18 protein-coding genes are annotated in these 24724 nt (G+C 61.3%); 3 read left to right on the plus strand and 15 right to left on the minus strand.

Annotated features, from left to right (window positions below):
- Positions 1 to 142 precede the first annotated feature (142 nt).
- Both BLT65_RS30095 and BLT65_RS30100 read right to left on the minus strand, forming a co-directional pair.
- Positions 143 to 1642 carry an MFS transporter gene (locus tag BLT65_RS30095; protein ID WP_091784661.1) on the minus strand — a complete coding sequence of 500 codons (1500 nt, stop codon included), beginning with the start codon at positions 1640 to 1642 and terminating at the stop codon, positions 143 to 145.
- Between the two features lie 47 nt (positions 1643 to 1689).
- On the minus strand, positions 1690 to 2322 hold the full coding sequence (locus tag BLT65_RS30100) for a TetR/AcrR family transcriptional regulator (RefSeq protein ID WP_091784664.1): 633 nt from the start codon (positions 2320 to 2322) through the stop codon (positions 1690 to 1692).
- Between the two features lie 558 nt (positions 2323 to 2880).
- Between BLT65_RS30100 and BLT65_RS30105 the strand changes: the two genes are divergently transcribed.
- Positions 2881 to 4614: an FAD-dependent oxidoreductase gene (locus tag BLT65_RS30105; protein ID WP_091784667.1), complete on the plus strand. Its 1734-nt coding sequence runs from the start codon at positions 2881 to 2883 to the stop codon at positions 4612 to 4614.
- Positions 4615 to 4761: 147 nt separating this feature from the next.
- On the opposite strand, the gene BLT65_RS30110 is transcribed toward BLT65_RS30105, so the two are convergent.
- The 9 genes from BLT65_RS30110 to BLT65_RS30150 all read right to left on the minus strand — a co-directional run bounded on the left by BLT65_RS30110 (position 4762) and on the right by BLT65_RS30150 (position 13081).
- The gene (locus BLT65_RS30110; protein WP_091784670.1) at positions 4762 to 5046 is read right to left on the minus strand and encodes a hypothetical protein; all 285 of its coding nucleotides are present in this window, start codon (positions 5044 to 5046) and stop codon (positions 4762 to 4764) included.
- Positions 5047 to 5228: 182 nt separating this feature from the next.
- Complete coding sequence (gene ggt / locus BLT65_RS30115) at positions 5229 to 6821, minus strand: gamma-glutamyltransferase (protein ID WP_167306575.1); 1593 nt, start codon at positions 6819 to 6821, stop codon at positions 5229 to 5231.
- Positions 6822 to 6838: 17 nt separating this feature from the next.
- Positions 6839 to 8209, minus strand: coding sequence for an aspartate aminotransferase family protein (locus tag BLT65_RS30120; protein ID WP_091784675.1), 1371 nt, complete (start codon positions 8207 to 8209; stop codon positions 6839 to 6841).
- 58 nt (positions 8210 to 8267) lie between these two features.
- A complete protein-coding gene (locus BLT65_RS30125; RefSeq protein ID WP_091784681.1) occupies positions 8268 to 9032 on the minus strand; it encodes an ABC transporter ATP-binding protein in 765 nt (254 codons plus the stop codon).
- A 10-nt stretch (positions 9033 to 9042) separates the two neighbouring features.
- Positions 9043 to 9768, minus strand: a complete 726-nt coding sequence (locus BLT65_RS30130) for an ABC transporter permease (RefSeq protein ID WP_091784684.1) — start codon at positions 9766 to 9768, stop codon at positions 9043 to 9045.
- Entirely contained in the window at positions 9765 to 10463 is a 699-nt protein-coding gene (locus tag BLT65_RS30135; protein ID WP_091784687.1) for an ABC transporter permease, read from the minus strand. The genes BLT65_RS30130 and BLT65_RS30135 overlap by 4 nt, the downstream gene beginning before the upstream one ends.
- A gap of 67 nt (positions 10464 to 10530) precedes the next feature.
- Entirely contained in the window at positions 10531 to 11325 is a 795-nt protein-coding gene (locus BLT65_RS30140) for an ABC transporter substrate-binding protein (protein WP_091784690.1), read from the minus strand.
- Between the two features lie 117 nt (positions 11326 to 11442).
- Complete coding sequence (locus BLT65_RS30145) at positions 11443 to 12114, minus strand: GntR family transcriptional regulator (protein WP_091784692.1); 672 nt, start codon at positions 12112 to 12114, stop codon at positions 11443 to 11445.
- Between the two features lie 250 nt (positions 12115 to 12364).
- Positions 12365 to 13081 carry a GntR family transcriptional regulator gene (locus BLT65_RS30150; RefSeq protein ID WP_091784695.1) on the minus strand — a complete coding sequence of 239 codons (717 nt, stop codon included), beginning with the start codon at positions 13079 to 13081 and terminating at the stop codon, positions 12365 to 12367.
- Positions 13082 to 13373: 292 nt separating this feature from the next.
- Between BLT65_RS30150 and BLT65_RS30155 the strand changes: the two genes are divergently transcribed.
- The gene (locus tag BLT65_RS30155; RefSeq protein WP_091784698.1) at positions 13374 to 14864 is read left to right on the plus strand and encodes an MmgE/PrpD family protein; all 1491 of its coding nucleotides are present in this window, start codon (positions 13374 to 13376) and stop codon (positions 14862 to 14864) included.
- A gap of 200 nt (positions 14865 to 15064) precedes the next feature.
- Here BLT65_RS30155 and BLT65_RS30160 read toward each other — a convergent pair whose 3' ends face one another.
- Positions 15065 to 16744 carry an ABC-F family ATP-binding cassette domain-containing protein gene (locus BLT65_RS30160; protein WP_091784701.1) on the minus strand — a complete coding sequence of 560 codons (1680 nt, stop codon included), beginning with the start codon at positions 16742 to 16744 and terminating at the stop codon, positions 15065 to 15067.
- Positions 16745 to 16959: 215 nt separating this feature from the next.
- On the opposite strand from BLT65_RS30160, the gene BLT65_RS30165 reads away from it, so the two are divergent.
- Positions 16960 to 17646, plus strand: a complete 687-nt coding sequence (locus BLT65_RS30165; protein ID WP_167306576.1) for an L-2-amino-thiazoline-4-carboxylic acid hydrolase — start codon at positions 16960 to 16962, stop codon at positions 17644 to 17646.
- A 114-nt stretch (positions 17647 to 17760) separates the two neighbouring features.
- Here the strand turns inward: BLT65_RS30165 and BLT65_RS30170 are convergent, their stop codons facing one another.
- From BLT65_RS30170 to BLT65_RS30180, 3 genes are all read right to left on the minus strand, one after another.
- Positions 17761 to 18765 (minus strand): hypothetical protein, encoded by a 1005-nt coding sequence (locus BLT65_RS30170; RefSeq protein ID WP_042308811.1) that lies wholly within the window; start codon positions 18763 to 18765, stop codon positions 17761 to 17763.
- 215 nt (positions 18766 to 18980) lie between these two features.
- A complete protein-coding gene (locus BLT65_RS30175) occupies positions 18981 to 22838 on the minus strand; it encodes a WD40 repeat domain-containing protein (RefSeq protein ID WP_091784707.1) in 3858 nt (1285 codons plus the stop codon).
- A 1-nt stretch (position 22839) separates the two neighbouring features.
- Positions 22840 to 24207, minus strand: a complete 1368-nt coding sequence (locus BLT65_RS30180; protein WP_042308815.1) for a toll/interleukin-1 receptor domain-containing protein — start codon at positions 24205 to 24207, stop codon at positions 22840 to 22842.
- Positions 24208 to 24724 lie beyond the last annotated feature (517 nt).

Here is a 24724-nt window from a genome sequence, read left to right on the forward strand (position 1 = left end):
CTGAACAGGCAAGATTAGTTGCAATGCGCAATACACCGCGACTGCAATCGTATGACTCTAAACAGCGAAAACGTTATCCGACCATTTTCACGTGTATTTTTGTTCTGTCGAAATACAAATATGCAGCCGCTCGGGATTTTCCCTAAGCCATTTTGATCGCGCGCAGAGAAGCGCGCTGCTGATGCCGGACCAGCGTCACGCTGAGCGCAATGCAGATGACCATCAATACCGCATTGATCGCGAGGCTACGCTGGAACGCATACGCATAGCCCGCCGCCGATGCATTCGCCGACAACGCGCCAAAAAACGCGCCGCTGATGGCAGCCGTGCCGAACGCCGAGCCGATCTGTAGCGTCGACGTCACCACGCCCGACGCAAGCCCTGCCTTCGCCGGTTCTACTTCGCCGAGCACGATGCGCATGATGGACGGCAACACGAGCCCTTGCCCGACGCCGGCAAGGACGAGCCCCGCATAGAACAATGGACCGAGCGCCGCGTGCGTCGCAGCCCAGCCTGTCACCGAAAAACCGACCGCCATCATCGAGAAGCCGAGCGTCAGCACATGACCGCCAATGCGACGCACGACAGCGGGCGACGTCAACGGCCCGGCGACGAAGCCGAGCGCGAACGGCATGATCGCGATGCCGGATTGCAGCGGCGTCCAGTGCAAGCCTGTCTGCAGATAGATGCCGTACGTGAGAAAGAACGCACTGTTGCAATAGAACAGAAAGGCCAGCACGAGCCCCGTCGAAAAGGCCGGATTGCGGAACAATTGCAGATCGACGAGCGGGCTGCCGCCACTACGCTCGACGCCACGCTCGACAGCGATGAACGCAGCAAGCGCAGGCACGGCGAGCGCGAACATCGCGAAGGTCCACCACGGCCAGCCGGCTTCGCGGCCGTGTGTCATCGGATAGATCAGCAGGATCAATACCAGCGACAGCAGCGCGACGCCTTTAAGATCGACGCCCTCGCGCGTCGCCGACTGATTCTCCGGCACATATTTCCACGCGCCGATAAACGCCAGCACGCCGACGGGAATGTTGATCAGAAAGATGGCACGCCAGTCGAGGCCAAACGGCTGGTATGTGATCAGCGCGCCGCCGCCCAGTTGCCCGACGATCGACGCGAGTCCAAACACGAAGCCGTAAAAGCCCATCACGCGAGTCTGCTGATGCAGCGGCACGACGGCGCGCACGGTCGCGAGTACCTGCGGCGCCATCACCGAGGCCGCCATGCCCTGCACGATACGCGCGATCACGAGCACGTGGCCATTCGGCGCAAAGCCGCACAGCGCCGACGCGACGACGAAGCCCGCCATCCCCGTCATGAACATGCGCCGCCGGCCAAACAGGTCGCCGAGCCGCCCGCCCGTGATCAGCAACACCGCATACGCTGACGCGTAGGCGGAGACGATCAGCTGCAATTGCGCGTCGCTGGCGTTCAGGCCCGTGTGGATCGCAGGCAGCGCCAGATTGACGATGAAATAGTCGAGCGGCGCGAGAAATGCGCCCACGAACAGCACGGTCAGCGCGAGCCCTTGCCGCTCGAAGCGCTGCTGGCCTTGCGCTTCGGCGCGCGGCTCCGGCTTGTCGACGCCTGGACGGGATGCGGACGGCAAACTCACGCCCGACGCTTTCATGCATCTATCATTCATGACCGAACGTTCAAAAATTCGAGAAAAAAATTTCAGGTGAGCGCGCGCATCGCCACATCGACGACTGCTTTCAGTTCGTCTTCCTTGCGCTTGCATTTGTTGAGCACGCGCAGACCTTGCGTCACGCACAGCAGAAAATCCGCGACCGCCTTTTCATCGAGGTCGCCGTTGAACACGCCCGCGGCCTGCCCGCGGATCACAGCCGCCGCGAGCAGCGTGACGACGCGCCGCTGGATCGCGCGGATTTTCGCGTGCAGCGCTTCGTCGTCAGGTTGCAGTTCGAGCGTGCTATTGGTGATGAAGCAGCCCGTCAACGTCGACGCAGTGCGCGTGTGATGGAGCAGCGCGTTGCGCAATGCGACATCGGGCGGGACATTCGCGTTCAGGCGCTCGACGAGGCCGGCAATCGCCCCTTCCGCGTAATGGTCGAGCGCGGCCATCATGATGCCGTGCTTGTCGCCGAACACGCCGTACAGGCTGCCGCGCAGCACGCCCGTCGCGTTGCAGAGATCGTCGACGGATGTCGCGTGAAAACCATTGCGCCAGAACACCTTGCCGGCTTCAGCGAGCACGGCGGCCGTATCGAATTCGCGCGGACGGCCGCGCGGGCACGCCGCCTCCGGTTTGCCGGCGCGCGTGCGAGGGGGTGCAGTGTTATCGATCATGCACCGCAGTTTATGACTATGCGTTCAATAATTCAAGGGAAAATCCTCGCGGAGCCCGTCCGATCGTATCCCTGCAAAACAGACCCGAAAAATTCCGCAATGCAATCGAGCAGATATCTCGATTCCCTTGCTTCACTATTCGGGAGACTTCGCATCGCGAGCAGATTCGATGACACCTTGGATGCGCGGCACTCGTCATGTCGATAACATTGCGCGTGGGGACGATCCCAATCCTGCTGAACGACGTGCGCGCGACGCATTTTTTCGTCGATTGTTCCTGCAAGCGTCAAGCGACGTCATGGCGCCCGCTTCGACGCGATTGCAAAATTGGCCCCGAGGCAACGCAGACCTGCGGGACCGCGTCAAAGCTGAGTTGCGCGCCACCTTCCGAAGCGAGCTTCAGGCCGAAAATTTCACTCGGCGACGCCCTCTAGCTTGAGATGCTTCGTTCAGGCTGTTATCGACAGTCGAAGGTCGTCAGCCACTGGTTCGTTCAGATAGCGACGCGCTTGACCGTGTCGGTCGAAGTTCCGCTCGCTAGCCGCTGGAGGATGCGTGATGAGCAACGAGTCCGTACCGGGCAGCGCTACGCCCTTCCCTCAGCCCGCAGAAGGCGAGCCCCGCAGCGACGACGACTCGATGACCGACGCCCCGTTCGTGCGCAGTCATCCACGCCTCCAGCAACTGTTTCCCATCCTCAGCGAAGCTGAAATCAGCAGGGTTCGGCGCTTTGGCAGAGTGTCGCGCTACCCCAAAGGCACGATGATCTATCGCGTTGGAGAGCGCACTCCGGGCATGTTCGTGCTGCTGTCGGGCAAGATCCGGGCTGTCGCCCGCGATGGTCTCGGCCGCGAGCAGATCATTCACACTTTCACCCAGCGCGGCGAATTCACTTCTGACGTGAACCAGTTTTCGAACAAGCCTTCCTTCGTGGATTCGTGCGTCATCGAAGATGTCGAAGCTGTGCTGGTCCGGCCCGACGACCTCAGTCCACTTCTGATCGGTGAAGCGGAGCTTGGCGAAAAGATCATGCGCGCGCTGATTCTCAGGCGCTTCGTTGCAATGGAACGTGTGAACGGCGCCGTTCTGGTCGGCGCGCCCGGGAATCCCCGGCTGCTCGCGTTGCAGAACTTCCTGCGGCGGAACACGTATCCCAACGTCACACTCGATGCGGAACAGGACGCCGATTCCGTCGCGCTACTCGAAGGACTGACACCTCAGCAGGATGATTTTCCGCTCGTTGTCTGTCCAAACGGCACGGTGCTGCGCAATCCTGACGAGGGGCAGCTTGCGTCGTGTCTTGGACTGATTCCCGACTTCGACCCCGCCCATGTCTATGACGTGGCAATCGTCGGCGCGGGTCCCGCTGGACTTGCGGCAGCCGTCTACGCAGCATCAGAGGGATTGTCGGTCGCGGTGCTCGACTGTCGCGCACCCGGTGGCCAGGCCGGCGCGAGCGCACGCATCGAGAATTTTTTCGGTTTCCCTACGGGGATCACGGGTCACGCGCTCGCGGACCGCGCTTTCGTTCAGGCGCAGAAGTTCGGCGCGCATATCGGCATTCCGTGCGAGGTCAAGGCGCTGTATTGCGACAAGCAACCGCCCGTCGTGGAGCTGACCAATGGCCATCGAATCACCGCGCGCACTGTGGTCATCGCAACGGGCGCGGAGTACCGGCGACCCGTCGTCGAGGATCTCGAGCGTTTCGAGGGCCGTGGCGTCTATTACTGGGCTACCCCGATCGAAGCAAAGCTATGTCGCAAGGAACCGGTGTTGCTGATCGGAGGGGGTAATTCGGCGGGCCAGGCTGTCGTGTTTCTCTCATCGCACGCCGAGCATGTACACGTGTTCATTCGAGGCGCGAAGCTCGAGGACAGCATGTCGCACTACCTGATCGAACGCGTCCTGGCGCTGCCGAACGTGACGGTTCATACGCGGGTCGAACTGACCGCGCTCGAAGGAACCGAGCGGCTCGACCGTGTGTACTATCGCGGCGCCGGGGGGATCGAAGGGAACATGACGATCCATCACCTGTTCGTGTTCATCGGCGCGGATCCCAACACCAGTTGGCTCAACACATGCGGCATCTCGCTCGACAACAACGGTTTCGTGCGGACAGGCATCGATCTTCCCGATGCGAACATGCTCTCGATATCGTTGCAGACGAGCGTCGAAGGTGTTTTCGCCATTGGCGATGTTCGCTCAGGGTCGACCAAGCGAGTCGCTTCGGCTGTCGGTGAAGGCGCGGGTGTGGTGGCGCAGATCCAGGGTTTTCTGTCCCGCGTTTATTGAACAACCCAGCAGGCTGCAGCGAGACAGCAGAAGAAGGAAAACAGACACGCGCAGGCAAGCCTGCGCGTCTCGAAGCGAATACCTCTGCAGGTCACCACTGTCAGACACCGGTACGTCGACAGCCACCCCCTGCAATCAATCCGCGATTTACGAACCGAAATATACCGGCTTCATCCCATCGTTTGCATCCGGGCGGATCGAGCCTTCGATTTTGTGGCCCACGCGGGAAACAGCGCTGCGGAACGAACGCAGTTCGTGATGGCTACCCGACGCTGACGTGCCATCGGCAACGCCGCCGACATCCCCAGCAGCCGCGACCGTCTGCGTGGCCTGCGTATTGATTGGTGCGGCCGGCTCACTGGATTGGGCGAACGACGAGACAGCGGGAATTGCGAGGGCAGCAGCAACAACGAGCGATTGAACGAGTTTCATGATACTTACCTCCAGGCTTTGATTGCTTCGCAAACACCCGTTTGCGTTTCAGTGATGCAAGTCTAGGCCGGAGGCGGTTCGTAATTAAGCCCTCGCAGAACAATTGAATGTTGTTGAGATAGGTATAAACCCTATACGTCTCGATGTAGTGGCATGCAGCCGGCCGTACCCGCCGGGACCGGTCAGATGCCCAATGCGCAGCCGTCTTTGCGATGGTCCGAAGCACCGGCGAGCGTACCGTTTTCCCAGTCGATCCAGATCGCCTGCGCGCCGCCGATGGCCCAGTTCGGCGGCACCAGCCTGAATCCGCGCCGGGCCAGTTCCTCACGCGTTGCGGCCGGCAAGGTGGATTCAGCTTCGACGACACCCGTGCCCGGCTGCGGAAACACGCGGGGCAACGCGATGGCCGACTGCATGTCCAGTCCGTAGTCCAGCACCTTCGACAGAAAGTGAGCGTGCCCCATCGCCTGATAGTGGCCGCCCATCACGCCGAAGGTCATCTGCACTTTGCCGTTCTTCGTGACCATGCCGGGAATGATGGTGTGCATCGGTCTTGCATGCGGCGCGATCGCATTGGGATGCCCTTCTTCGACGGCAAAGCTCTGTCCGCGGTTGTGCAGCATCACGCCGCTGTGCGGCGCCATGATTCCGCTGCCAAAAGGATGAAAGAGCGAGTTGATGAAGCTCGCGCAATTGCGGTCTTTGTCGACGACGCAGATATAGACCGTGTCCTTGTGATCGGCGGGACGGTACGTGGACACGTCGGTCATGGCGCGCTCGAGTGAGATCCGGGCGCGCAGTGCCGACACGGTTTCGTCCGACAGCAGCCAGTCGATATCGAGCGGCTGGCCGTGCGGATCGCCGAGCAGCGCATCGCGGATCGAATATGCGAGCCGCGTCGCCTCGATTTCGCGGTGTAGCCGGTCAGCGCCGAGCGGATCGTCGGTCGCATCGAACCCTTCGAGAATCTTGAGTATCAGCAGCGCAATGATGCCCTGCCCATTCGGCGGACACTCATGCACCTCGTATCCGCGGAAGCTCGCCTTGATGGGCTTCACGTACTCGCCGCGATACTGCGCGAAGTCGTCCAGCGTGTGCAGGCCGCCCTTACTCTTCAGACACTCGACCATATCCTCCGCGATAAAGCCCTCATAGAACACTCGCGGCCCCGCTTCGGCGATGGCCATCAGCGACTTCGCGAGCAACGGCTGCCGGTGAAGCGTTCCCGCTGCTGGTGGAGCGCCGTCGATCAGCATCTGCTCGCGGCTCGTCTTGTCCAGCCGCAGCAATGCGGCCTGATTCGCCCAGTCGGCTGCCGCGCGCGGCGCTACGGCGTAGCCCTCGCTCGCCAGTTTGATCGCCGGGGCAAACAGCGACTTGAACGGCATCGAGCCATGATCGCGCGCAAGCGTCGCCCACGCGTCAACGGCGCCCGGCACCGTCACGGCATGCGGCGAATGGCGATCGATCGACGTCACGCCCATCGACCTGAGCACGGGCACATTGGCCGCTTGCGGCGCCCATCCGGAGCCATTGAAGGCGATGATGTCGTCGCCGCCGCGACGCGAATACAACGCGAAGCAATCGCCGCCTATCCCCGTCGAGCCCGGCTCGACCACACACTGCGCAGCGCAGGCAGCAATCGCCGCATCCATTGCATTGCCGCCCGCTTCCAGAATCTTCACGGCGGCAAGCGTCGACGCGGGATGCGATGTCGCCGCCATGCCGTCCTTCGACATCACCAGCGATCGTCCCGGTTGCTCGAAATCTCTCATGCTGTTTGCCCGTCCCATCAGTTGTTGTTCAGCGTCTTGCGCCATGCGAGCGTATCGTCGAGCGCGTGCTTCGCGGCATCGAACATTTCATCGATTTGCGCACGGGTCACGATGAGCGGCGGGCAGAAATTGACGGTATCGCCCAACGCACGCGTGATCAGTCCATGCGACAACGCACGCGTGCCGGCATAGGCCGCGACGCCCTCGGACGGAGCGAAAGGCTCCCTGCTCGCCTTGTCCGCCACCAGCTCGACGGCGGCAAGCAGGCCGGCGCCACGCGCTTCGCCGACGAGCGGATGTCGCCCAAGCTCGGCCACGCGCTCCTGGAAGTGCGGCGTGACGGCTCTCACATGTTCGAGAATGCCGTCCTGCTCGTATATCTTCAGTGTCTCCAGCGCAACGGCTGCGCACACGGGATGACCGCTGTATGTGAACCCGTGCCCGAATGTGCCGATCTTTTCGCTTTCAGTGACGAGGCCGCGATAGATGCGCTCGTTGACCATCAAGGCCGAGATGGGCAGATAACCCGCGGATAGCTGCTTGGCCATCGTGATCATGTCGGGCTGCATGCCGAACGTCTGCGAGCCGAACATATTCCCTGTGCGTCCGAAACCGCAGATGACTTCGTCGGCCACGAGCAGAATGTCGTGGCGTTTAAGCACGGCCTGAACCTTCTCCATGTACGTGACAGGCGGCACGATGACGCCACCGGACGCCATGACCGGTTCCGCAAAAAACGCCGCAATGGTGTCCGCGCCTTCTTCGAGAATCAGCCGTTCGAGCGACTCGGCGCAGCGCGTGGCGAACTGTTCTTCGCTCTCGCCAGGCAAACCGTATCGATAGAAATGCGGGCAGTCGGTGTGCAGAATCCTGTCGATAGGCAAGTCGAAGTCGCGGTGATTGTTCTGCAGCCCCGTAAGGCTCGCCGATGCAATCGTCACGCCATGGTAGGCGCGGGTACGCGAAATGATTTTCTTCTTCTGCGGCCGGCCGATCGCGTTGTTGAAATACCAGATCAGCTTGACGGCCGTATCGTTGGCCTCGGACCCGGAGTTCGCGAAGAACACCTTCGACATCGGCACGGGCGCCATCGAAATCAGCTTCTCAGCCAGCAGAATGGAAGGTTCCGACGACTTGTGCCCGAACGCATGATAGAACGGCAGCTTTCTCATCTGCCGGTCCGCAGCATCCGCGAGCCGTGTTTCGCTGAAACCGAGCGATGCGCAGAAAAGCCCGCCGAGTCCTTCGAGATATCGGTTGCCCTCGGAATCGTAGACGTAGACACCTTCGCCGCGCTCGATCACCATCGGTCCGACTTCGCGATGAAGACTGAGATTCGTGTAGGGGTGAAGGTAGTGATTGATGTCGTTCTGTTTCAGGTTTTGCATGGGTTGGTTCCTTGATTCGTCTCATCCACGTTGGTGTTCTCGTCGTGCGGCATTGGGACTACTTCATGGCTCCCGACAGGAATCGCTGAAGGCGCTCGCTTCGCGGCGTTTTCATGACTTCACGTGGATGCCCTTCTTCTTCGATCACACCCTGATGAAGAAAGACCACATGATTGGAAACCTCGCGTGCAAAGCCCATCTCGTGCGTGACCACGATCATCGTGCGGCCCTCTTCAGCGAGATCGCGCATGACTTTGAGCACATCACCGACGAGTTCCGGGTCGAGCGCCGACGTGGGTTCATCGAAGAGCAGCGCTTCGGGTTCCATCGCAAGCGCCCGCGCAATCGCAACCCGCTGCTGCTGTCCACCCGACAGGTGCGACGGGTAAGCATCCGCGAAACGAGTCATGCCGACCTGTTCCAGATAGCGTTCAGCCCGTTCCGTGGCCTCGGCCCTGGTCAGCTTCAGTACGTGCCTCGGCGCTGCCATGACGTTCTCCAGCACGGTCATGTGGGCCCAGAGATTGAAGTGCTGGAAGACCATCGCGAGGCGCGTGCGCATTTGCCTCAGTTGCGCGGGATCGCTGATGCGGATTTCGCCGCTTCCGTTGGTCGACGTGCGTACTTCATTTCCGTTGAGGCTCACGCGGCCCGACGACGGCGATTCGAGAAAGTTGATGCATCGCAGGAACGTGCTCTTGCCGGACCCCGACGAGCCGATCATGCTGATTACGTCACCTCTTTTAGCCGACAGCGAAACGCCCTTGAGCACTTCGTTGTCGCCATACCGTTTGTGCAGATTTTCGACAGTCAATGCATTCATATGGCGAGTTCTAGCTTTTAGCGAGCGTGGCAAAGTTCTGGGGGCGCAGATACACCAGGTATCGGCGTTCGGTGAGGCGGACCAGAAGCGTGATGATGGTGGTCAGCCCGAAGTACACAGTGCCAACGGAGATGAATGCTTCGAACGGCGCGTAGTAGTTCGCATAGAAATCGCGTGCGACGCCCGTAAGATCGACGATCGTGATGGCGCTCACAAGCGACGTACCGTGCAGCATCAGAATCACTTCGTTGCTGTATGCAGGAATGAAGCGGCGCAGCGCCGAGGGCAGAAGAATTCTTCTCCATGTCGTGAGCGGGCTCATGCCGTAGGCTCGCGCTGCTTCGATCTCGCCGTACGGTGTCGCGCGCAATGCGCCCGCCAGAATCTCCGTTGTGTAGGCACAGGTGTTCGCCGTCAGTGCAATCAGCGCGCAGTCGTAGGGATCGCGCAATAACGAAAGAATGGGCGTGCCGCGTTGCCACGCGTCCTGCATCCACTGGAACTGGCCGAACCCGTAGTACACGATCATCAGTTGCGCGAGTAACGGCGTGCCGCGCATGAACCATGTGTAAACCGCGACAGGGCCACTGACGATACGATTCGGCGACACACGCAGCACGGCGAGCGGAATCGCAATCAGCAAACCCAGCACAAGAGAGAAAACCGTGAGCTGAACCGTTACCCACAGGCCGCTCGCGTACGAAGCAAACAGTTGTCCGAGCTGTTCATATGTCATCGGTGCAGGCTCCCTTCCCGAACACCTCTATGAAGATACGTGCGTGCTCGCGCAAGACAGGCCGTCGAACCCGACGTCACCACCAGATACACCGCGCAAGCCGCAAGGTAGAACGTCATCGGTGCCTGCGTCGTGCGGCCCGCCTGATCGGCAATGAACATCACGTCGTGCAACCCGATCAGTGACGCAATCGCCGTCGCCTTGAGCAGAACCAGCCAGTTATTGACGGCAGCGGGAAGCGCGAGGCGCATCATCTGCGGGAACAGGATGCGTCGGAACGCAAGCCAGCCCGAAAAGCCGTAGGCACGCGCCGCCTCCATCTGGCCGCGCGGCACGCTCAGAATCGCGCCGCGAAACGTCTCCGTGTAGTAGGCGCCGAAGATGAAACCGATGGTCACCACGGCCGCAACGAAAGCGTTGACGTCCGGCGCATGAAGACCTACCCATGACGCCAGCTGGTTGAGGATCAATTGCCCGCCGTAAAACACGAGCAGCATCATCACGAACTCGGGCACGCCGCGGATCAGCGTGGTGTAGGCCGAAGCCATCGAGACGACCGCCCGCGAGCCGTACAGCTTTGCCACCGCGCCAGCCATGCCCAGGCACACCGCGAGCACCACGGACAGCACAGCGAGGATGAGCGTAATTCCGGCGCCCTGTAAAAGCGCGGGGAAATACCGCTGGAGTTCGAGCATGGTTCCACCTGTGATGACTTGTTGGAGGACGCGACAGACGTGCGCTCGCGGGACCTTGCCGGCAATATCAGTAGATGTCGAAATTGAAGTACTTCTTCTCGATCGACAGATACACGCCGTTTGCGCGGATCGCGTCGATCGCCTGGTTGAACTGCTGCTTCAGATCGTCATCGCCCTTGCGCACGGGGATGCCGTAGCCTTCACCGAGCAGCGCCTTCTGTTCCGGCGTCGCGCCGAGAATCGGCTGCCCGACGAACTGGAAGTTCGCGCCTTCCGGTTTGCTCAGAAACGCGCTGTACGCAGCCGTCGCGTCCTGCAACCCCGCGTCGAGACGGCCCGAGCGAAGATCCATATAAGCCTCGTCCTGCGTCGCATAGCGCACGATCTGCACGCCGCTCTGCGCCCAGTACGCACTCGCGTATTTATCGGCCAGCGTGCCCCGCTGCACGCCGACGCGCTTGCCCTTCAACTCGGCAGGCGTCGCGTCCTTGATCGGACTCGCTTTCGATGCGATCAGTCTGCGTGGCGAGTTGTAGTACTTCTCGGTGAAGTCGACTTTTTGTTTGCGCTCGGCCGTGATCGCTACGGACGCGACGATCGCGTCGATCTTCTCGGCCTGCAATGCGGGAATCAGGCCGTCCCAGTTGATCTGCACAAGCGTGCAGTTCGCATGCATCTGCGCGCATAGTGCGTGAATGATGTCGATATCGAAGCCCACGGGTTTTCCGTCCGGCTGAATCGACGAGAACGGCGGATAAGCGCCTTCGTAGCCGATGCGAATGTCTTTCCATTCCTTCGCATGTGCATTCAGGGCGAGAATGCATATAGCCAGTCCCAGCAGATTCTTCGCGAGTCGTTTCATGTCGAGGCTCTAAAGGTTGGTGTAAGTCACGTGCGGCTATGTGTTTCCGTCGCACTCGTTTTATATTCGTACAACTAATATTTATGAAAAATTCACCCTTATGGACGGCATCTTTGCCTAGCGGCCCGACGTCATCCATTGACGCAACGCCGGCACCGTCGCTTCAATGTGCTCCCGCACGGTCGCCTCGACGGCCATGGGGTCACCGCTTTTGATGGCGTCGATGATCGTCGTGTGGTCGTCGCGCGAAGTCATCTGCTTGTCGGCAAGTTGCAGCCACAGACGCATGTGAGGCTCGACGACGGTATGCAGGCCGGCAATCTGCGCGACCAGACGTTTGCGGCCGCTCAACTGACACAGATACTCATGGAAATTCCGATGCGCGCTCACCCACTGATGCGCGTCCTGCTCGTGGCTTTCCATCACTTCGAGCAACCGAGTGAGTTCAGCGATGTGCGCGGGCGTGATGCCCGGCAGCGCCAGCTTCGCTGCAAGTCCCTCGAGCGCGCCACGCATGCAGAAGACCTCTTCCATTTCGTCGGCATCCAGCCCGCGGACAATCGCGCCGCGGTTTGGCCGGATGACGACGAGACCCTCGCTTGCGAGCCTGCGGAATGCTTCGCGCACGGGCATGCGGCTCGTGTCGATCTCGGCCGCTATCTCTTCCGGGATCAGGCGGTCGCCGGCGCGGTATTTACCCATGCGGATGCGATACAGCACATAGGCATATGCCTCTTCTTCCGCCGTGACGGCGAAGCCTGCGCGAAAAGAATGAACGCTTTCTTCCATGGTCTGCCTGATCGGTTCTCTCGAAATGAAATCTCTTTGTAAGACTGGATATTTGTATCCGTGGATTCAATATATCAATCCAATAAAGCGACCAAATAGGGGGAAACCCTTAGATTAAGTTTGAGAGGGAGAAAGGCGGGAGACGAGGGGAAGTCGACAGACGTCGTGATGCGGTGGAGATGCGGAGGGCACGCGCTTTAATCGGCGATTGCTGTTTCTCGCGCAATCTCGTTCTTAAACGAAACGCAGACTACCTCTCTTCAGCGCCGACGCTGTCAACGCCAACAGGCACCTGCTCCCACGCCTGCTCGATCGCCTGAAGCGCGCTGAACACGATCGACCGGTTGAGCGCTGCGGCAAGCACGCCGTCTCGCTCCGCGTAGGCTTCGCACAAGCGCTGATGATCGGCGCACGAACGCTGCAGACGCCCCGGCAACGACGTGCTCAACCGGCGCAAACGGTTGGTACGCATGCGCATCGAATCCAGCACCTCCTTGAAGATGCCGTTCCCGCATACCCGAAGTTCTTCGTCGCGAAATGCGACATTTGCCCAGAAATAGCCGTCGACGTCGCCTTGAGCGGCGGCCTCCGCAAGACGACCATGGGCATGCCATAGCGATTCGATGTCTGCGTCCGTGGCGCGTTCGACGATGGCCGTCGATACCTGTGCGTAAAGAATCGCGCGCAACTGATAGATCTCGCGCACGTCCACCAACTTCAGCGCCGACACCCGTGGACGCCTGCGCGGCGACCAGTCGACCAATCCTTCGCGACTCAACACGAACAGCGCTTCGCGCACTGGCGTGCGGCTGACGTTGAACCGTTTCGCGAGATCGACGGAGTTCAGATCGTCGCCCGGCGAAAGACGCCCTTCGATGATGCCGCGCGCCACCCAGTCGACGATCTCGCCGACACGTGACGATTCACCGTCCTCCTCGAGCTTGCTTCTGTCGACATTCTGATTCACCGCAGTTCCCCTTACGTCCGGGATCGCCGGCCCGGTTTCCGGGCGATTCTAACAAACGGCCCTTCTTCGGCGGCGCGTGGCAATGCGCGTCGTCTTTCTGGGCCCATCCCCTAAGTGTGTACACTGCGCGTTCTACACCTTGCGAAATCACGGTTCTCGTAATTAGAATACACAAAGTGTCGACATTTTAGCGTTTTCGCATCATGGCACGATGACCACAGGGACGTGCGATCGAAGGCCATGAGCGCCGCGCCCAGCCTCATCGAATATCAAACCCGAAGGAGACAAACCGATGTCCGTCATCGACCGACGACGCTTTCTGAAAACCAGTGCCGTTGGCGCTTTGGCATCGGCGGCCGCCAGCAAGGCGGTTTTCGCCGACTCGCCCGATACCGCCGCGCCCGCTTCCGCGCCTGCGCCCGCCAGCAGCACGAATGCACGCCCGCCGAAAGTCACGCGCATCCTCGCGGAGTTCATCGTCAAGACCGGCTACCAGGACTTGCCCGCGTCCGCCCGCAAGGAAGGCGTGCGAACCTTGATGAACTGGGTCGGCGTTGCTGTCGGCGGGTCGCACGATGAAACGGTGAATCGCGCGGTCGCCGCCCTGACGCCATTCTCGGGGCCGCCACAGGCAAACCTGCTGGGCCGCAGCGAGCGCTTCGACATCATGAACGCGGCCTTCATCAACGGCGTCAGCAGCCATATCTTCGACTACGACGACACGCATCTGAAGACGATCATTCACCCGGCAGGGCCTGTGGCTTCGGCCATTCTTGCGTACTCGCAATACCATCCCGTGTCGGGCAAGGACTTTTTGAACGCGCTCGTGCTAGGCGTCGAAACGGAATTGCGGATCGGCAACGCGGTGTATCCCAATCACTACGATGTCGGCTGGCACATCACGGGCACATGCGGCGTATTCGGCTCGGCGGCGGCAACGGGCAAGCTGATGGGGCTGAGCGTTCAGCAAATGGTTTGGGCATTGGGCCTTGCGGCGTCGCAGCCGGTCGGCTTGCGTGAATCGTTCGGTTCGATGAACAAGAGCTTCAACCCGGGGCGCGCTGCCGCGAACGGAATCTTCGCCGCTCTGCTGGCCGCCAGGGACTACACCAGTTCGGATGGCATGATCGAAGCGAAACGGGGTTGGGCGAACACCATCAGCACCAAACAGGATTACCGCGAAATCACCGAAGGTTTGGGCACGCGTTACGAATCGACGCTGAACACCTACAAGCCGTTTGCGTGCGGCATCGTCATTCATCCGGCAATCGACGCGGCAATCCAGCTTCGCAATCAATATCACCTGACGGCCGATCAGATCGACCATATCGATCTTCGCGTGCATCCACTCGTCATCGAACTGACCGGCAAGAAGACGCCGCAGATCGGGCTCGAAGGCAAGTTCAGCATCTATCATGCAGTCGCGATTGCCGTGATCGACGGCGCGGGCGGCGAAAAACAGTTCAGCGATGCGAAAGTGCGCGACCCGGTGACGGTTGCCCTGCGCGAGAAGGTGAACGCGATCATCGATCCGGCAATCAAGCCGGAACAGGTCGACATGACCATCACGCTCAAGGATGGCCGCAAGCTGCACAAGTTTATTCAGCATGCCATCGGCAGCACCGAAGTGCCGATGACCGATCAGCAACTTGAGAAGAAGTTCGCGGATCTCGCCGAAGGCATTCTTTCGCCAGCTCAAACGCGTGCATTGATCGAAAAGTGCTGGCACGTCGAGCAACTGGACAGCGCGAGTGAGATCGCATTGGCTGCGCTGCCGCAGTAGTTGATTGGCACCTCACTACTGCCGCACCGGCGATCGTTACCACGATGATCGCGCAGGGAGCACAGTAGACGCGCCATCGAACGAGTTCGAGGGCGCGTGCGAACCGCGCGAGCAGGCAGGTATTCAGCTGGCTGGTTACGCGACACGCGTGAAATATTCCCCGCGGATCGAAGTTCGGCCTCCTCGCGCCTGGGGGTCTCTCAAGCGATGACCTTCTGCTCTGCGGCAGCCTCCTCGCGCATGCGACGGGCTTCGTCGCGCAGGAATTGCTGGTAATCGTCCAGATCGCCGTCGAACGGCTCGACGCCGCCCTTGGTGACCAGCCAGAACTCATCACATACGGCGCGCAGCAGGGCCCGGTCGTGACTGACCAGCATCACCGTGCCTTCGAATTCGTTGAGCGCCATCGCTAGCGCTTCGCGTGTGGCCAGGTCGAGGTGGTTGGTAGGCTCGTCGAGCAGCAGCAGATTGGGGCGCTGCCACACGATCATGCACAACACGAGCCGCGCCTTTTCGCCGCCGCTCATCGTGTTGACTGCCTGATGGACCATGTCGCCACTGAAGTTGAAGGTGCCGAGGAAGGTGCGAAGCGATTGTTCGGTGCCACTCTGGCCGGGCGCGCGCATGTGCGGCGGCGTGTCCCTGGCAAGGCGGATCATGTGTTCCATCGGCGTGTCGAGCGGACGCAGCACGTCGAGTTCCTGCTGTGCGAAGTAGCCGATGTTCAGGCCTTTGCCTTCGCTGATTTCGCCAGCAATCGGTGCCAGTGCGTGCGCCACCGTCTTCACCAGCGTGGACTTGCCCTGGCCGTTGGCACCGAGGATGCCGATGCGTTGCCCGGCCAGCACGGAACGGTTGATGCCCCGCACGATGACCGTGGGCGGCGTGCCCGGCAGTGCGCCGGTCGGCGCCGGGTAGCCGAAGCTCGTGTCCAGCATCGACAGCAGCGGGTTCGGGACGTTGAGCGGCTCCTTGAACTCGAAGTTGAACTCTGCGTCGGCAAGCACTGGTGCGATCTTCTCCATGCGTTCGAGCGCCTTGACCCGGCTCTGCGCCTGCTTCGCCTTCGAGGCCTTGGCCTTGAAACGGTCGATGAATTTCTGCAGGTGGGCGATCTTTTCCACCTGCCTGGCCATCGCGGCCTGCTGCAGCACGAGCTGCTCAGCACGCATGTCTTCGAACTTGCTGTAGTTGCCGCCGTAACGCACCAGCTTGGCGTTGTCGACGTGTACCGTCACCTGCGTCACGGCGTCGAGGAATTCGCGGTCGTGGCTGATTACTACCAGGGTTCCTTGATAGCGCTTGAGCCATGCTTCCAGCCAGACCAGCGCGTCGAGGTCGAGGTGATTGGTCGGTTCGTCGAGCAGCAGCAGGTCCGACGGGCACATGAGCGCGCGCGCCAGCTGCAGTCGCATGCGCCAGCCGCCGGAGAAACTGTTGACCGGCTGGCTAAGCTGCGCAGCACTGAAGCCAAGGCCCAGGATCAGCGCCTGGGCACGTGCGGGGGCATCGTGCGCACCGGCGTCGTGCAGGGCCATGTAGGCGTGCGCCATGCGCATGCCATCGTCGCTGGCCTCGGCGGCGGCTACCTCGGCCTGCGCGGCCAGCAGCACGGTGTCCCCCTCGACCACGAAGTCGGTGGCGCCCTGGCTGGTCTCCGGCATCTCCTGCGCGACCTGCCCCATCTTCCATGCGGCGGGAATCGAGAACTCGCCGCTATCTTCGTGCAACGTGCCGTTGAGAAGGGCGAAGAACGACGACTTGCCGGCGCCATTGCGGCCGACAAGACCAATCTTTTCGCCGGGAGTGAAGGTGACGGACGCGCTGTCGAGTACGACATTCACGCCGCGGCGCAGCGTGAGATTACGGACGGAGATCATAAGGAGCTACTTCGGAGAGGACTGGCATGATAGCCCACCGGACGTGTAGGGCTGTCTTTTCTGAGCCGCTTGCGCTTTGCGGTGCCCACCGGCCACAAAGCAGGACACGCCCGGGCGTGCCGGATGCGGGGCCCGCGAACGTAGCGGTGAATGACGTGTAGTGGTGGATTGTCGGGAAAGCCTACAATGGGCCAATGGTGTTAGGGAGGTGTCCGATGGCCGGGATCATTCATCCGTTTTACGAGTCGCATCGCGGTGCCATGGAGGCTGCCATGCAGCACCGCCTCGACCTTGCCGAATCGATGATGCGCGAGCGTGCGAATCTGTCCGATATTGATGGAATCAGGCAGGAGGTGATGGACGAATTCGAAATCGTGCTCACGCAAATGCCCTATGTTGGAGGCGCGGCGAGTCGTATGAGCGATTTCTTCATGCGTCTGATGGGTTTTATGGCCATCGGCCGAGTGCTCCGGCGACACGGCGTGTCGCTGTCCGTGATCGGCGAAATCGAGCGAGAAACCTACAAGGCGCAGTTGCTCACCGTGCCCGAAGCGGAACGTCTTGCCTCGGGGCGTCAATTCCTGTCGTCAGAGAATCAGACTTTGCTGCGCGAGCAGGCTGCAAAAAGCCATCAGCAAGAGTTTCCGGAAGATTTCGTCTACGATTTCGTCGAGCCGGGCCCGGGTGACGATTTTGAGTTCGGCATCAACTACACAGCTTGTGGCTTTTGCAAATTCGCGGCTCGCCATGGAGATAAAGAGATCCTGCCGAACATTTGCGGACTTGATTTCGACGCCTATGCAACGCGAGGCATCCACCTGGAAAGGACACAAACGTTGGCCGGCGGCGCGAGCCATTGCAATTTCCGATTCTCGCGGCTCCCGTCGGACCAGGATGAGTAAGTGTGTGCTTCGAGCGGCCGCTCTCAGAGAAGTTGAGCGGCCGGATCGCGCCGGGTGCCGTCCCACCAAAACCCCTCCACGCCCCCAACACACCCCCTTCAACCCTTTTCCAACCTAGTCCACTTTCCAATTCTTCGCCGGATACTCCGGAATACCAAGCGAGGTTCCCGCTTCCTTGAATGTCTGAGTCAGTTGATCACGGATCAATTCAGCGGGATCGCCAATTGTCAGCGACGACTTCGAGCCATCCCATGTGTGGCTCCAGTCGATCATCTGATTCATGCGCGGAATCAGCGGCAGCGGGCCGAGAGTCTTGTCCGGCGGGTTCAGCACGAACGGCAGGATCTTGCCTTTTGCGCAGGTAAGCTGTGCCTTTGGCGTTATGTCATCGGTTGCCTTACCGATGACATAGTGCGTCGAAATGATCTGGAATATCTCGCGCACATAAATCGCGTCGGATTTTTTGTCAACGCCGCCGACCAGATCCTCACGCGGATCATTGAGCAACACGAAACTCACGCGCGCACGCATGGCGCCCTGAATCCACGCCGCCGTCTTTTCAATCGGCCACACTTCCTTGCGCTCCGTGGCTCCGACATCGACTTTCGCGCGCACGGAACTCGACAACGTCTGCTTCTGCTCTTCTTCGGTCAGCGTGCGTTTGCCCGCGATTCGATACAGGATCACCGGCTTTTTCGCCTGATGCAGCAGGATTGCCGTGTTGTACGCCATGATCGCGATTTCAAGCATGCGGTCGGCGCTGATCGGCGTTGTTTCGACTTTGCCGCTTCTCTGCTGGTAGTGCGTAGCATTCTTGTGAAAGCCGGACCCGACCTCTTTTTCGATCGCAAGGGGCCGCGTGGCCGTTGTTACGCCGCGCAGCCTGGCGAGTGTGTCGTCGTCGAATGTGTTGCTCTGCAATACGGCGGCAAGCAGATTTTCCCCGGTGTTCGCAGGCTGCGGGATCGGCTTCTCTTTGCGCAGGTCGCGATTCTTGGGCTTCAGGTCTGCAAACAGGAAAGGCTGGCGGCGTTGCCACTTGCCGCGACACAGTTCCGAGCACCACGGGTTCTGGTCCTTGCTGACGGGGACTTCTTTTGCGCAGACGACACACAACATGGCAATCTCCTCGCGAAGCGCGCAGCTTTAATGCTAGGCGTTCGCGAAGAGGAAGTCGATTAAGATCGGACGAAATCGTCGGTCGATGCGAGGCGCGTGAAATGGGCAACTACTATCGGCCAGCAGCCTTTTGAACTTCACGGATCTGGACACCGCGAAGACCGCTCACACCTGAATGACTCCGAGGTCGCCATCATCAGCCGTCGATATTCCCCTCAGCGACAAACCGGCTTCGGCGCAGGCAACGCCGCACACGTCTTCCGATAAGGCACCCCCGACATAAACTGTCGCCACTCCGCACAATCAAGATTGCGATTCGCAATCGCGCAAGCATCTGTCAGCATCGACTCGCTGTCCCAGTTGCGCAACGACACGGTCTGATCCTCATGCAGCACGGCCACGCGACGTCCGCCTGGACTGATGTCCACGCTTGATACAGTGCCGCCCGCGGCACGCAGCCGGGCCAGTTGGCTCCCCTTGCGGAGATCCCACACCTGTCGTTCCCCCTTCGCGTCACCGCTGACGAGCGCCTCGCCGTTGCCGATGAAAACCAGCCGGTCAACCGGGCCGCCATGAGGGCCGAACTTCGCCACGGTTTGTCCGCTTTCGACGTCGTGCAGAATCGCCATTTCATCGTCGCTGCCCGATACGAGCCGCTTGCCGTCAGGGCTGAATGCCAGCTGACGCACGCGATCCTTATGCGGATCAGGCAACTCTGTCATGGCCTTTTGCGACCCGAAGCGGTACAGGCGCACAACGCCATCGCCGCCCGCCACCGCCAGCACCCGGCCGTCAGGGCTAAACGCGACGACTTCCGACCCGCGCTTCCCGGACAGCACCGTTTCGTGTCCGGCCGGGGCGATCTCGTACACATGAATCGAACCGTCGGACAGCGTGATCGCAAGGCGCCGGTTGTCCCAACTTATCGCAAAGCGCTCTACATCGGCATCCACCGGCTTCTGAAGCGGCAGAAGGACATGGCCCGTCATATCCAGTACATCGACCGTGCCGTTGGCGCGCTGAATAGCGAGGAGCGAACCGTCAGGACTAAACTCGGCGCGCAGCATGCCGCGTTCGCTGCGCAATTGCACGGCATCGTCGGGATTCCAGAAGTCGGCGATATCCGTGCCCGAGGGGACGGTCGCCAGAACCTTGCCATTGCGGTTGAACTCCACTTCCTCCGCGTGGTACAGCGATTTGCCGGACCGCAACACCGACCCCGGCGCGAGCGACCATATGGTGTACAGCGTCTCCTGTTGATCGATCTGATACGCGACGGTGTCCCCATTCGGCGAAAACTGGAAGGCGGCAACGCGCTGTCCTTGCCGGGTCTTGACTCGCGCCCGGCCGCCGTTGGTCGGCTGAACCAGTTCCTCGCCGCTGGCCAGGGCTGTGGCCAGCCAGCGGCCGTCCGGGCTCAATGACATGCGAACGGCCCTGCCGTTTTCATCAGCAACCGTGCCGATCTTTTGCAGAGGTTGTACCTTCCACACGCTAGTCGTTCGGCCATTTCGAAGCGCAAAAAAGCCGCCTCCGGGCTCGAAGACCGCCTGTAGTTCGCCTTCGCCTCCGTCCAAAGTTCCGATGACCGAGTCCGTTGATTCATCGCGAAGCTCGACGACGCGCTTTCCGTCGGGGTTGGCGTGGAGCAACGCATCGAAGCGGCAGTCGGGTGTGCGCGCGAGCAAAGGGCGTGTCGCCCTGGGCGAAGGTTCAGTACCGGTCCCGGTACCGGGGAGCGGTGCAACGACAATGCTATCCCCGGACCCGTAGAGCAGCGTGGCGTCGTCGCGGTCGAATCCAAGGCATTGACCGTCGCCAGTGCCAAGGCGCTTGAGCACTGGGACACCCGGTTGCCCGGGCATCGTCAACACGTACACAGATGAATGGCCTGCAACCGCGACGAACTGGCCGTGGTGACTGACGACAATCGTTTTGATGTCAGAGGCATCGCCGACAGATACACGCCCGAGTTCCTTCGCATCGCGCGCTTGCCAGGCGATGACGGTTTTCTTCGCATCGGCGGATACGAGACGTGACGCGTCCTGGTCGTACGCCAGCGCCAGCACGGCACCTTCGTGGCCTTTCCAGCGCCGCAGCACGGTCCAGGTCGTCAGGTCCAGATCGATGACGTCGCCGCCGTTGGTGCCCATGGCCATCCGTTTGCCGTCAGGGCTGGTTGCTGACGCGGTCACCTTGTCGCCGATCCGCATCATCTTGTGTACGCCGTCGTCGGCAATCAGCCGCGCCAGTTGCGCAAGCTGCGCATCCAGCCGCATTGGGGCGGCGTGGCTCGCTTCGGCGCCCAGCAGCAGCGCGCGATCGGGATGCTCCGCGTCCTCGGCACTGGCGTTGGCAATCACGCCGGAGATAATCGCATCGCGAGTCAGTTGCCCGGCATGTGCGGTGGCTTCGTCTGCCCGCTTCTGCTGAATCGCTGCCAATTCGGCATCCTTCACTGCGATCGCCTGCGCCTCTTTCGCACGACTATTGGCCTCCGCTGCGGAGTCACGCATCTTTTGAAACTCCACTGCCGCCCGCTGCAACTGTTGCTGGGCTTCCCCGATTTCGACTTTCGCCTGGATCGATTTCTCGGTCTCCTTGACCAACTGCTGCTTGGCGGCTACGGCGTCATTCTGCGCGACACGCGCACGGTTTCGTTGCACCGTCGCTTCGTATGCGGCATATCCCGCGCCGATTAGCAAAGCCATTGCAAACGCGAACGCAGCGCCAACCCACATCGCGTTGCGACGGTTACGCCGCTGTATCTCCAATGCCTCACGCACGCGCGCGGCGGCGGCCGCCGCCGCCTCACGGGCCTGCCGCGCATCGCGACTGTCCTTGACAACGCGTGTCAGCACATCATGGGTAAGTTCGAGCCTGCGCACGCCGAAGCGCTCATCGACGCGGAGCAGCCGGCCCGCCACGAGCCGCTCGATATCGGTGCGCGAGATGCCGGGCAGCACGAGCGCATCATCGAGCGCATAGCTGTCCCGATGGCCGGCGTCCGTGATTAGTTCATCCTCGATGAACACGCGCACACGCGGGTCGACATCTCGCAGTGAGCGCTCATAGAAATCGACCAGGATCTCGCGCTCGGCGCTCGCCACCAGCTCGGCACCGATGTGATCGCTACCCTGTGCGATACGGCGCAAATTGAGTTCACTGCAGATCACGCTCAGGAGCGCGGGATCGACCTCCATGCGGCTATAGTCGTCTGCCGAAGGCGCTTCGGCGCGATTGCGCCACGCGAGACCGATGATGCGTTCGGCCACCGTCGGCGCCACGAGCGCGCCGCCGCTTTCGATCACCGCCCGGGCCTGGTAGCCGTCCATCGGCAACAGGCGGTACCGGTTGCGCATTAGCGACGGGATGTTCACGCGCAAACCTTCCACGTCCGCCAGGAAGTCCTCGCGAAAGCTCAGGACGACCTTGCAGTCCCGGCGGCTGAAATCGATGCTCTGCGCGGGTACCGCGCCGGAATCGAGCGCTTGACGCAACGCTTCCGGCGGGCGGTTTTCAATCAGGTCTGAAAGCTCGCTGACGAAGCCGGCAGCGCGACGGCGCGTCTCCTCGTCGACCTGGCCGAGCGTGAACAGCTCTTCGAACTGGTCGAAAACCAGCACGGGTATCACGGCCCGGTTGCGCGTGTTCCAGAACCCGGCGCCGGCGCGATGAAAGTGTTCCCACAACGACGCCTCCGGCAGCGGCGCTGTCGCGTCGACGCCAGCGGCAGTGCAAGCGGCGGCGAGCGCCTGCCAGACCTGGTCGCGCAGCGGCAACGCGGCGCCGTGCGCGAGACGTATCATCACGGGCACATGAAGGTTCTCGCGCAAACGCGGAAAAAGTCCCGCATTGAGCAACGAGGTCTTTCCTAGTCCCGAGCGGCCGAACAGGACGGTCAGCACTTCACGGCGCACCAGCCGCGCGAGTTCTTCCGCCTCGTTCTCCCGGCCGCGGAAAAAGTACTGGTCCGCCTCGGTGAAAGACGCGAGGCCAGGCCAGGGGCGCGCCGGCGTCAGCGCCTCTGCCGACAGTCCTGCGTGCCCGGATTCAACCGCTTCATCAGCCATATCAGCTCCGCCGGCAGCGGCTGGAGATTTGCCGGTACAGATCGCGCACGTGCGCGACGAACGTCTCGTCGGTGCGTGCCCCAGGCAGCGTCATCCATTGGGCGGAGCGAAAGCGGTCGGGAAGCCAGTCGCCGTACTTGGGCGTGTCGTCGATCACCACCGGGAGCAGGAAGGGTTCGTCGGGCGCCATGCCGCGAGCGCGCTCGTCGGCGGCCATCCACTCGCGCCAGAAGTAGTCCCGCCGCCGGTCCGGGTCTTGCGTGGCGCGCGAAATCACGGGCATGAACAGGCTGCTCGTGTCCACGCCACGCCGGATACTGCGCTCCCAATCATCGCCGCCCCGAAGCTCGCTCCGGTCGAACCATACGTCGATGCCCGCAGCATCGAGTTCCTGCGCGAGACCTTGCACGGCGTCTACATCCTGACTCGAATAGCTGATGAACACCGCACCCTCGATGGCGCGCGGCACGACGGGCGCCGACGGGGCCTTCGCAACGCCCGCGGGGTGACGCTGGCTCCAGCGGGCGCGCAACTCGGCGCAAAAGACAGTCGGCTCCAGTGACACGACGCGGGTCGCCGGGCTGAAGTCGGCGAGAAAGGCTTTCAGCGCGGGGTCGCGCGCGGCCATTGGATCGACCAGGTACTCCACCGTCTGGCGAGGTGACGAGAGCCGCTCGTTCTTGGCTGCGCGCAGGAAAAAGCGCGCGAGCCAGTCCGGCAGCCGGCAACCGAGCAGCAGCAGATGGTCGTCGCGCAACGCATCGAACAGCAGCTTCGGCTGACGCGCGTCGTCCTGCAACGCGTGAAGGAACTCCAGGCGGTCCTCGTCGCAGATCACCCAATCGGGGGCTGACGATTGCCGGCCGAGCAGATGGAACACGGTTGGCGTGGTCAGGCGCCCGCGCGGGAGCGGTAGATCGGCAGGCCGATTTGGGGAGAAACTCACGACCGAAGTGCGCGTGTCCCCGCCGTGACGGACAAGGTCGATGGCGCGAGTCAGCAAGCCGTCGAACGACAGGGTCACGAACAGATCGAACGGGGATACGGCGGCGAGGTCCAGCAGCGCTTGAGGAGGTTCGATCGCCAGATCTCTCACGACCTGAGACGTGCGGACGTACAGGTCTTCCTTGCGCGCGCGCGGCAGTAGCAGGTAACGGCTGACGACGTCATCCAGCCGCGGAGGGTTGTCGAACTCCGCCAGGCCGATGCGGAGCTTTTCGGCCAACCGGGTGGCGACAAGCGCATCGAACCCCATGGATTGACCGTCCTGACTGACGGGCAGCAGCCCGTCGTCCACCACCGCAATGACGCGCCCTTCATCGATGTAGTCGAGAAGGTCACTCCAGAAGAATTCGTCGAGTTCTTCCACGAAATTCGCTCCTGGAAATTTGAACTCCCCTGATCATTCGACGGGTGCGGGTAGCCTGCGCATACAGGCCATTTCGATTTCGAGTTGTGTCAGCTCCGCCGTGAAGCGCTGAAATTTGCAATGGCCCGCTCGTCAGCCGTTGCTCTCTCGACTGATAAAAAACGATTGGAAAACGCCCTTTTGTCAAAAGACGCTGGCTATTGGAGCAATGATGTACGCACCGGTCACTGTTTTGTCTGAACACACTGCCTCAGATCGACGATAGAACATCGGGTGGCGCAGCGACAGGGACCTAGGTGGGACAGCGCACATTTTGCGCTGCAAATATCTTGCAGGAAATGCGCCACGCGGTGAGAAATTGTCTCGTCCTTTCGACAAGCGCAGCGGCAACGTCACAGACCCTGCATGACCAGCCAGGCATTGAAAGGTGAGATTGAACCACCCACGCCTTATATCGTGGATGAATGGATATTCATTTCGACATACTTAGTGTTGGCTACGGACCATCGAATGCCTT

This window comes from Paraburkholderia steynii (genome assembly GCF_900100565.1).
GTDB lineage: Bacteria > Pseudomonadota > Gammaproteobacteria > Burkholderiales > Burkholderiaceae > Paraburkholderia > Paraburkholderia terrae.

Excerpts from the sequence above, each read along its gene's own strand:
- BLT65_RS30095 (WP_091784661.1), bottom strand. The coding sequence starts at position 1,642 with ATGAAAGCGTCGGGCGTGAGTTTGCCGTCCGCATCCCGTCCAGGCGTC.
- BLT65_RS30100 (WP_091784664.1), bottom strand. The coding sequence starts at position 2,322 with ATGATCGATAACACTGCACCCCCTCGCACGCGCGCCGGCAAACCGGAG.
- BLT65_RS30105 (WP_091784667.1), top strand. The coding sequence starts at position 2,881 with ATGAGCAACGAGTCCGTACCGGGCAGCGCTACGCCCTTCCCTCAGCCC.
- BLT65_RS30110 (WP_091784670.1), bottom strand. The coding sequence starts at position 5,046 with ATGAAACTCGTTCAATCGCTCGTTGTTGCTGCTGCCCTCGCAATTCCC.
- ggt (WP_167306575.1), bottom strand. The coding sequence starts at position 6,821 with ATGAGAGATTTCGAGCAACCGGGACGATCGCTGGTGATGTCGAAGGAC.
- BLT65_RS30120 (WP_091784675.1), bottom strand. The coding sequence starts at position 8,209 with ATGCAAAACCTGAAACAGAACGACATCAATCACTACCTTCACCCCTAC.
- BLT65_RS30125 (WP_091784681.1), bottom strand. The coding sequence starts at position 9,032 with ATGAATGCATTGACTGTCGAAAATCTGCACAAACGGTATGGCGACAAC.
- BLT65_RS30130 (WP_091784684.1), bottom strand. The coding sequence starts at position 9,768 with ATGACATATGAACAGCTCGGACAACTGTTTGCTTCGTACGCGAGCGGC.
- BLT65_RS30135 (WP_091784687.1), bottom strand. The coding sequence starts at position 10,463 with ATGCTCGAACTCCAGCGGTATTTCCCCGCGCTTTTACAGGGCGCCGGA.
- BLT65_RS30140 (WP_091784690.1), bottom strand. The coding sequence starts at position 11,325 with ATGAAACGACTCGCGAAGAATCTGCTGGGACTGGCTATATGCATTCTC.
- BLT65_RS30145 (WP_091784692.1), bottom strand. The coding sequence starts at position 12,114 with ATGGAAGAAAGCGTTCATTCTTTTCGCGCAGGCTTCGCCGTCACGGCG.
- BLT65_RS30155 (WP_091784698.1), top strand. The coding sequence starts at position 13,374 with ATGTCCGTCATCGACCGACGACGCTTTCTGAAAACCAGTGCCGTTGGC.
- BLT65_RS30160 (WP_091784701.1), bottom strand. The coding sequence starts at position 16,744 with ATGATCTCCGTCCGTAATCTCACGCTGCGCCGCGGCGTGAATGTCGTA.
- BLT65_RS30165 (WP_167306576.1), top strand. The coding sequence starts at position 16,960 with ATGGCCGGGATCATTCATCCGTTTTACGAGTCGCATCGCGGTGCCATG.
- BLT65_RS30170 (WP_042308811.1), bottom strand. The coding sequence starts at position 18,765 with ATGTTGTGTGTCGTCTGCGCAAAAGAAGTCCCCGTCAGCAAGGACCAG.
- BLT65_RS30175 (WP_091784707.1), bottom strand. The coding sequence starts at position 22,838 with ATGGCTGATGAAGCGGTTGAATCCGGGCACGCAGGACTGTCGGCAGAG.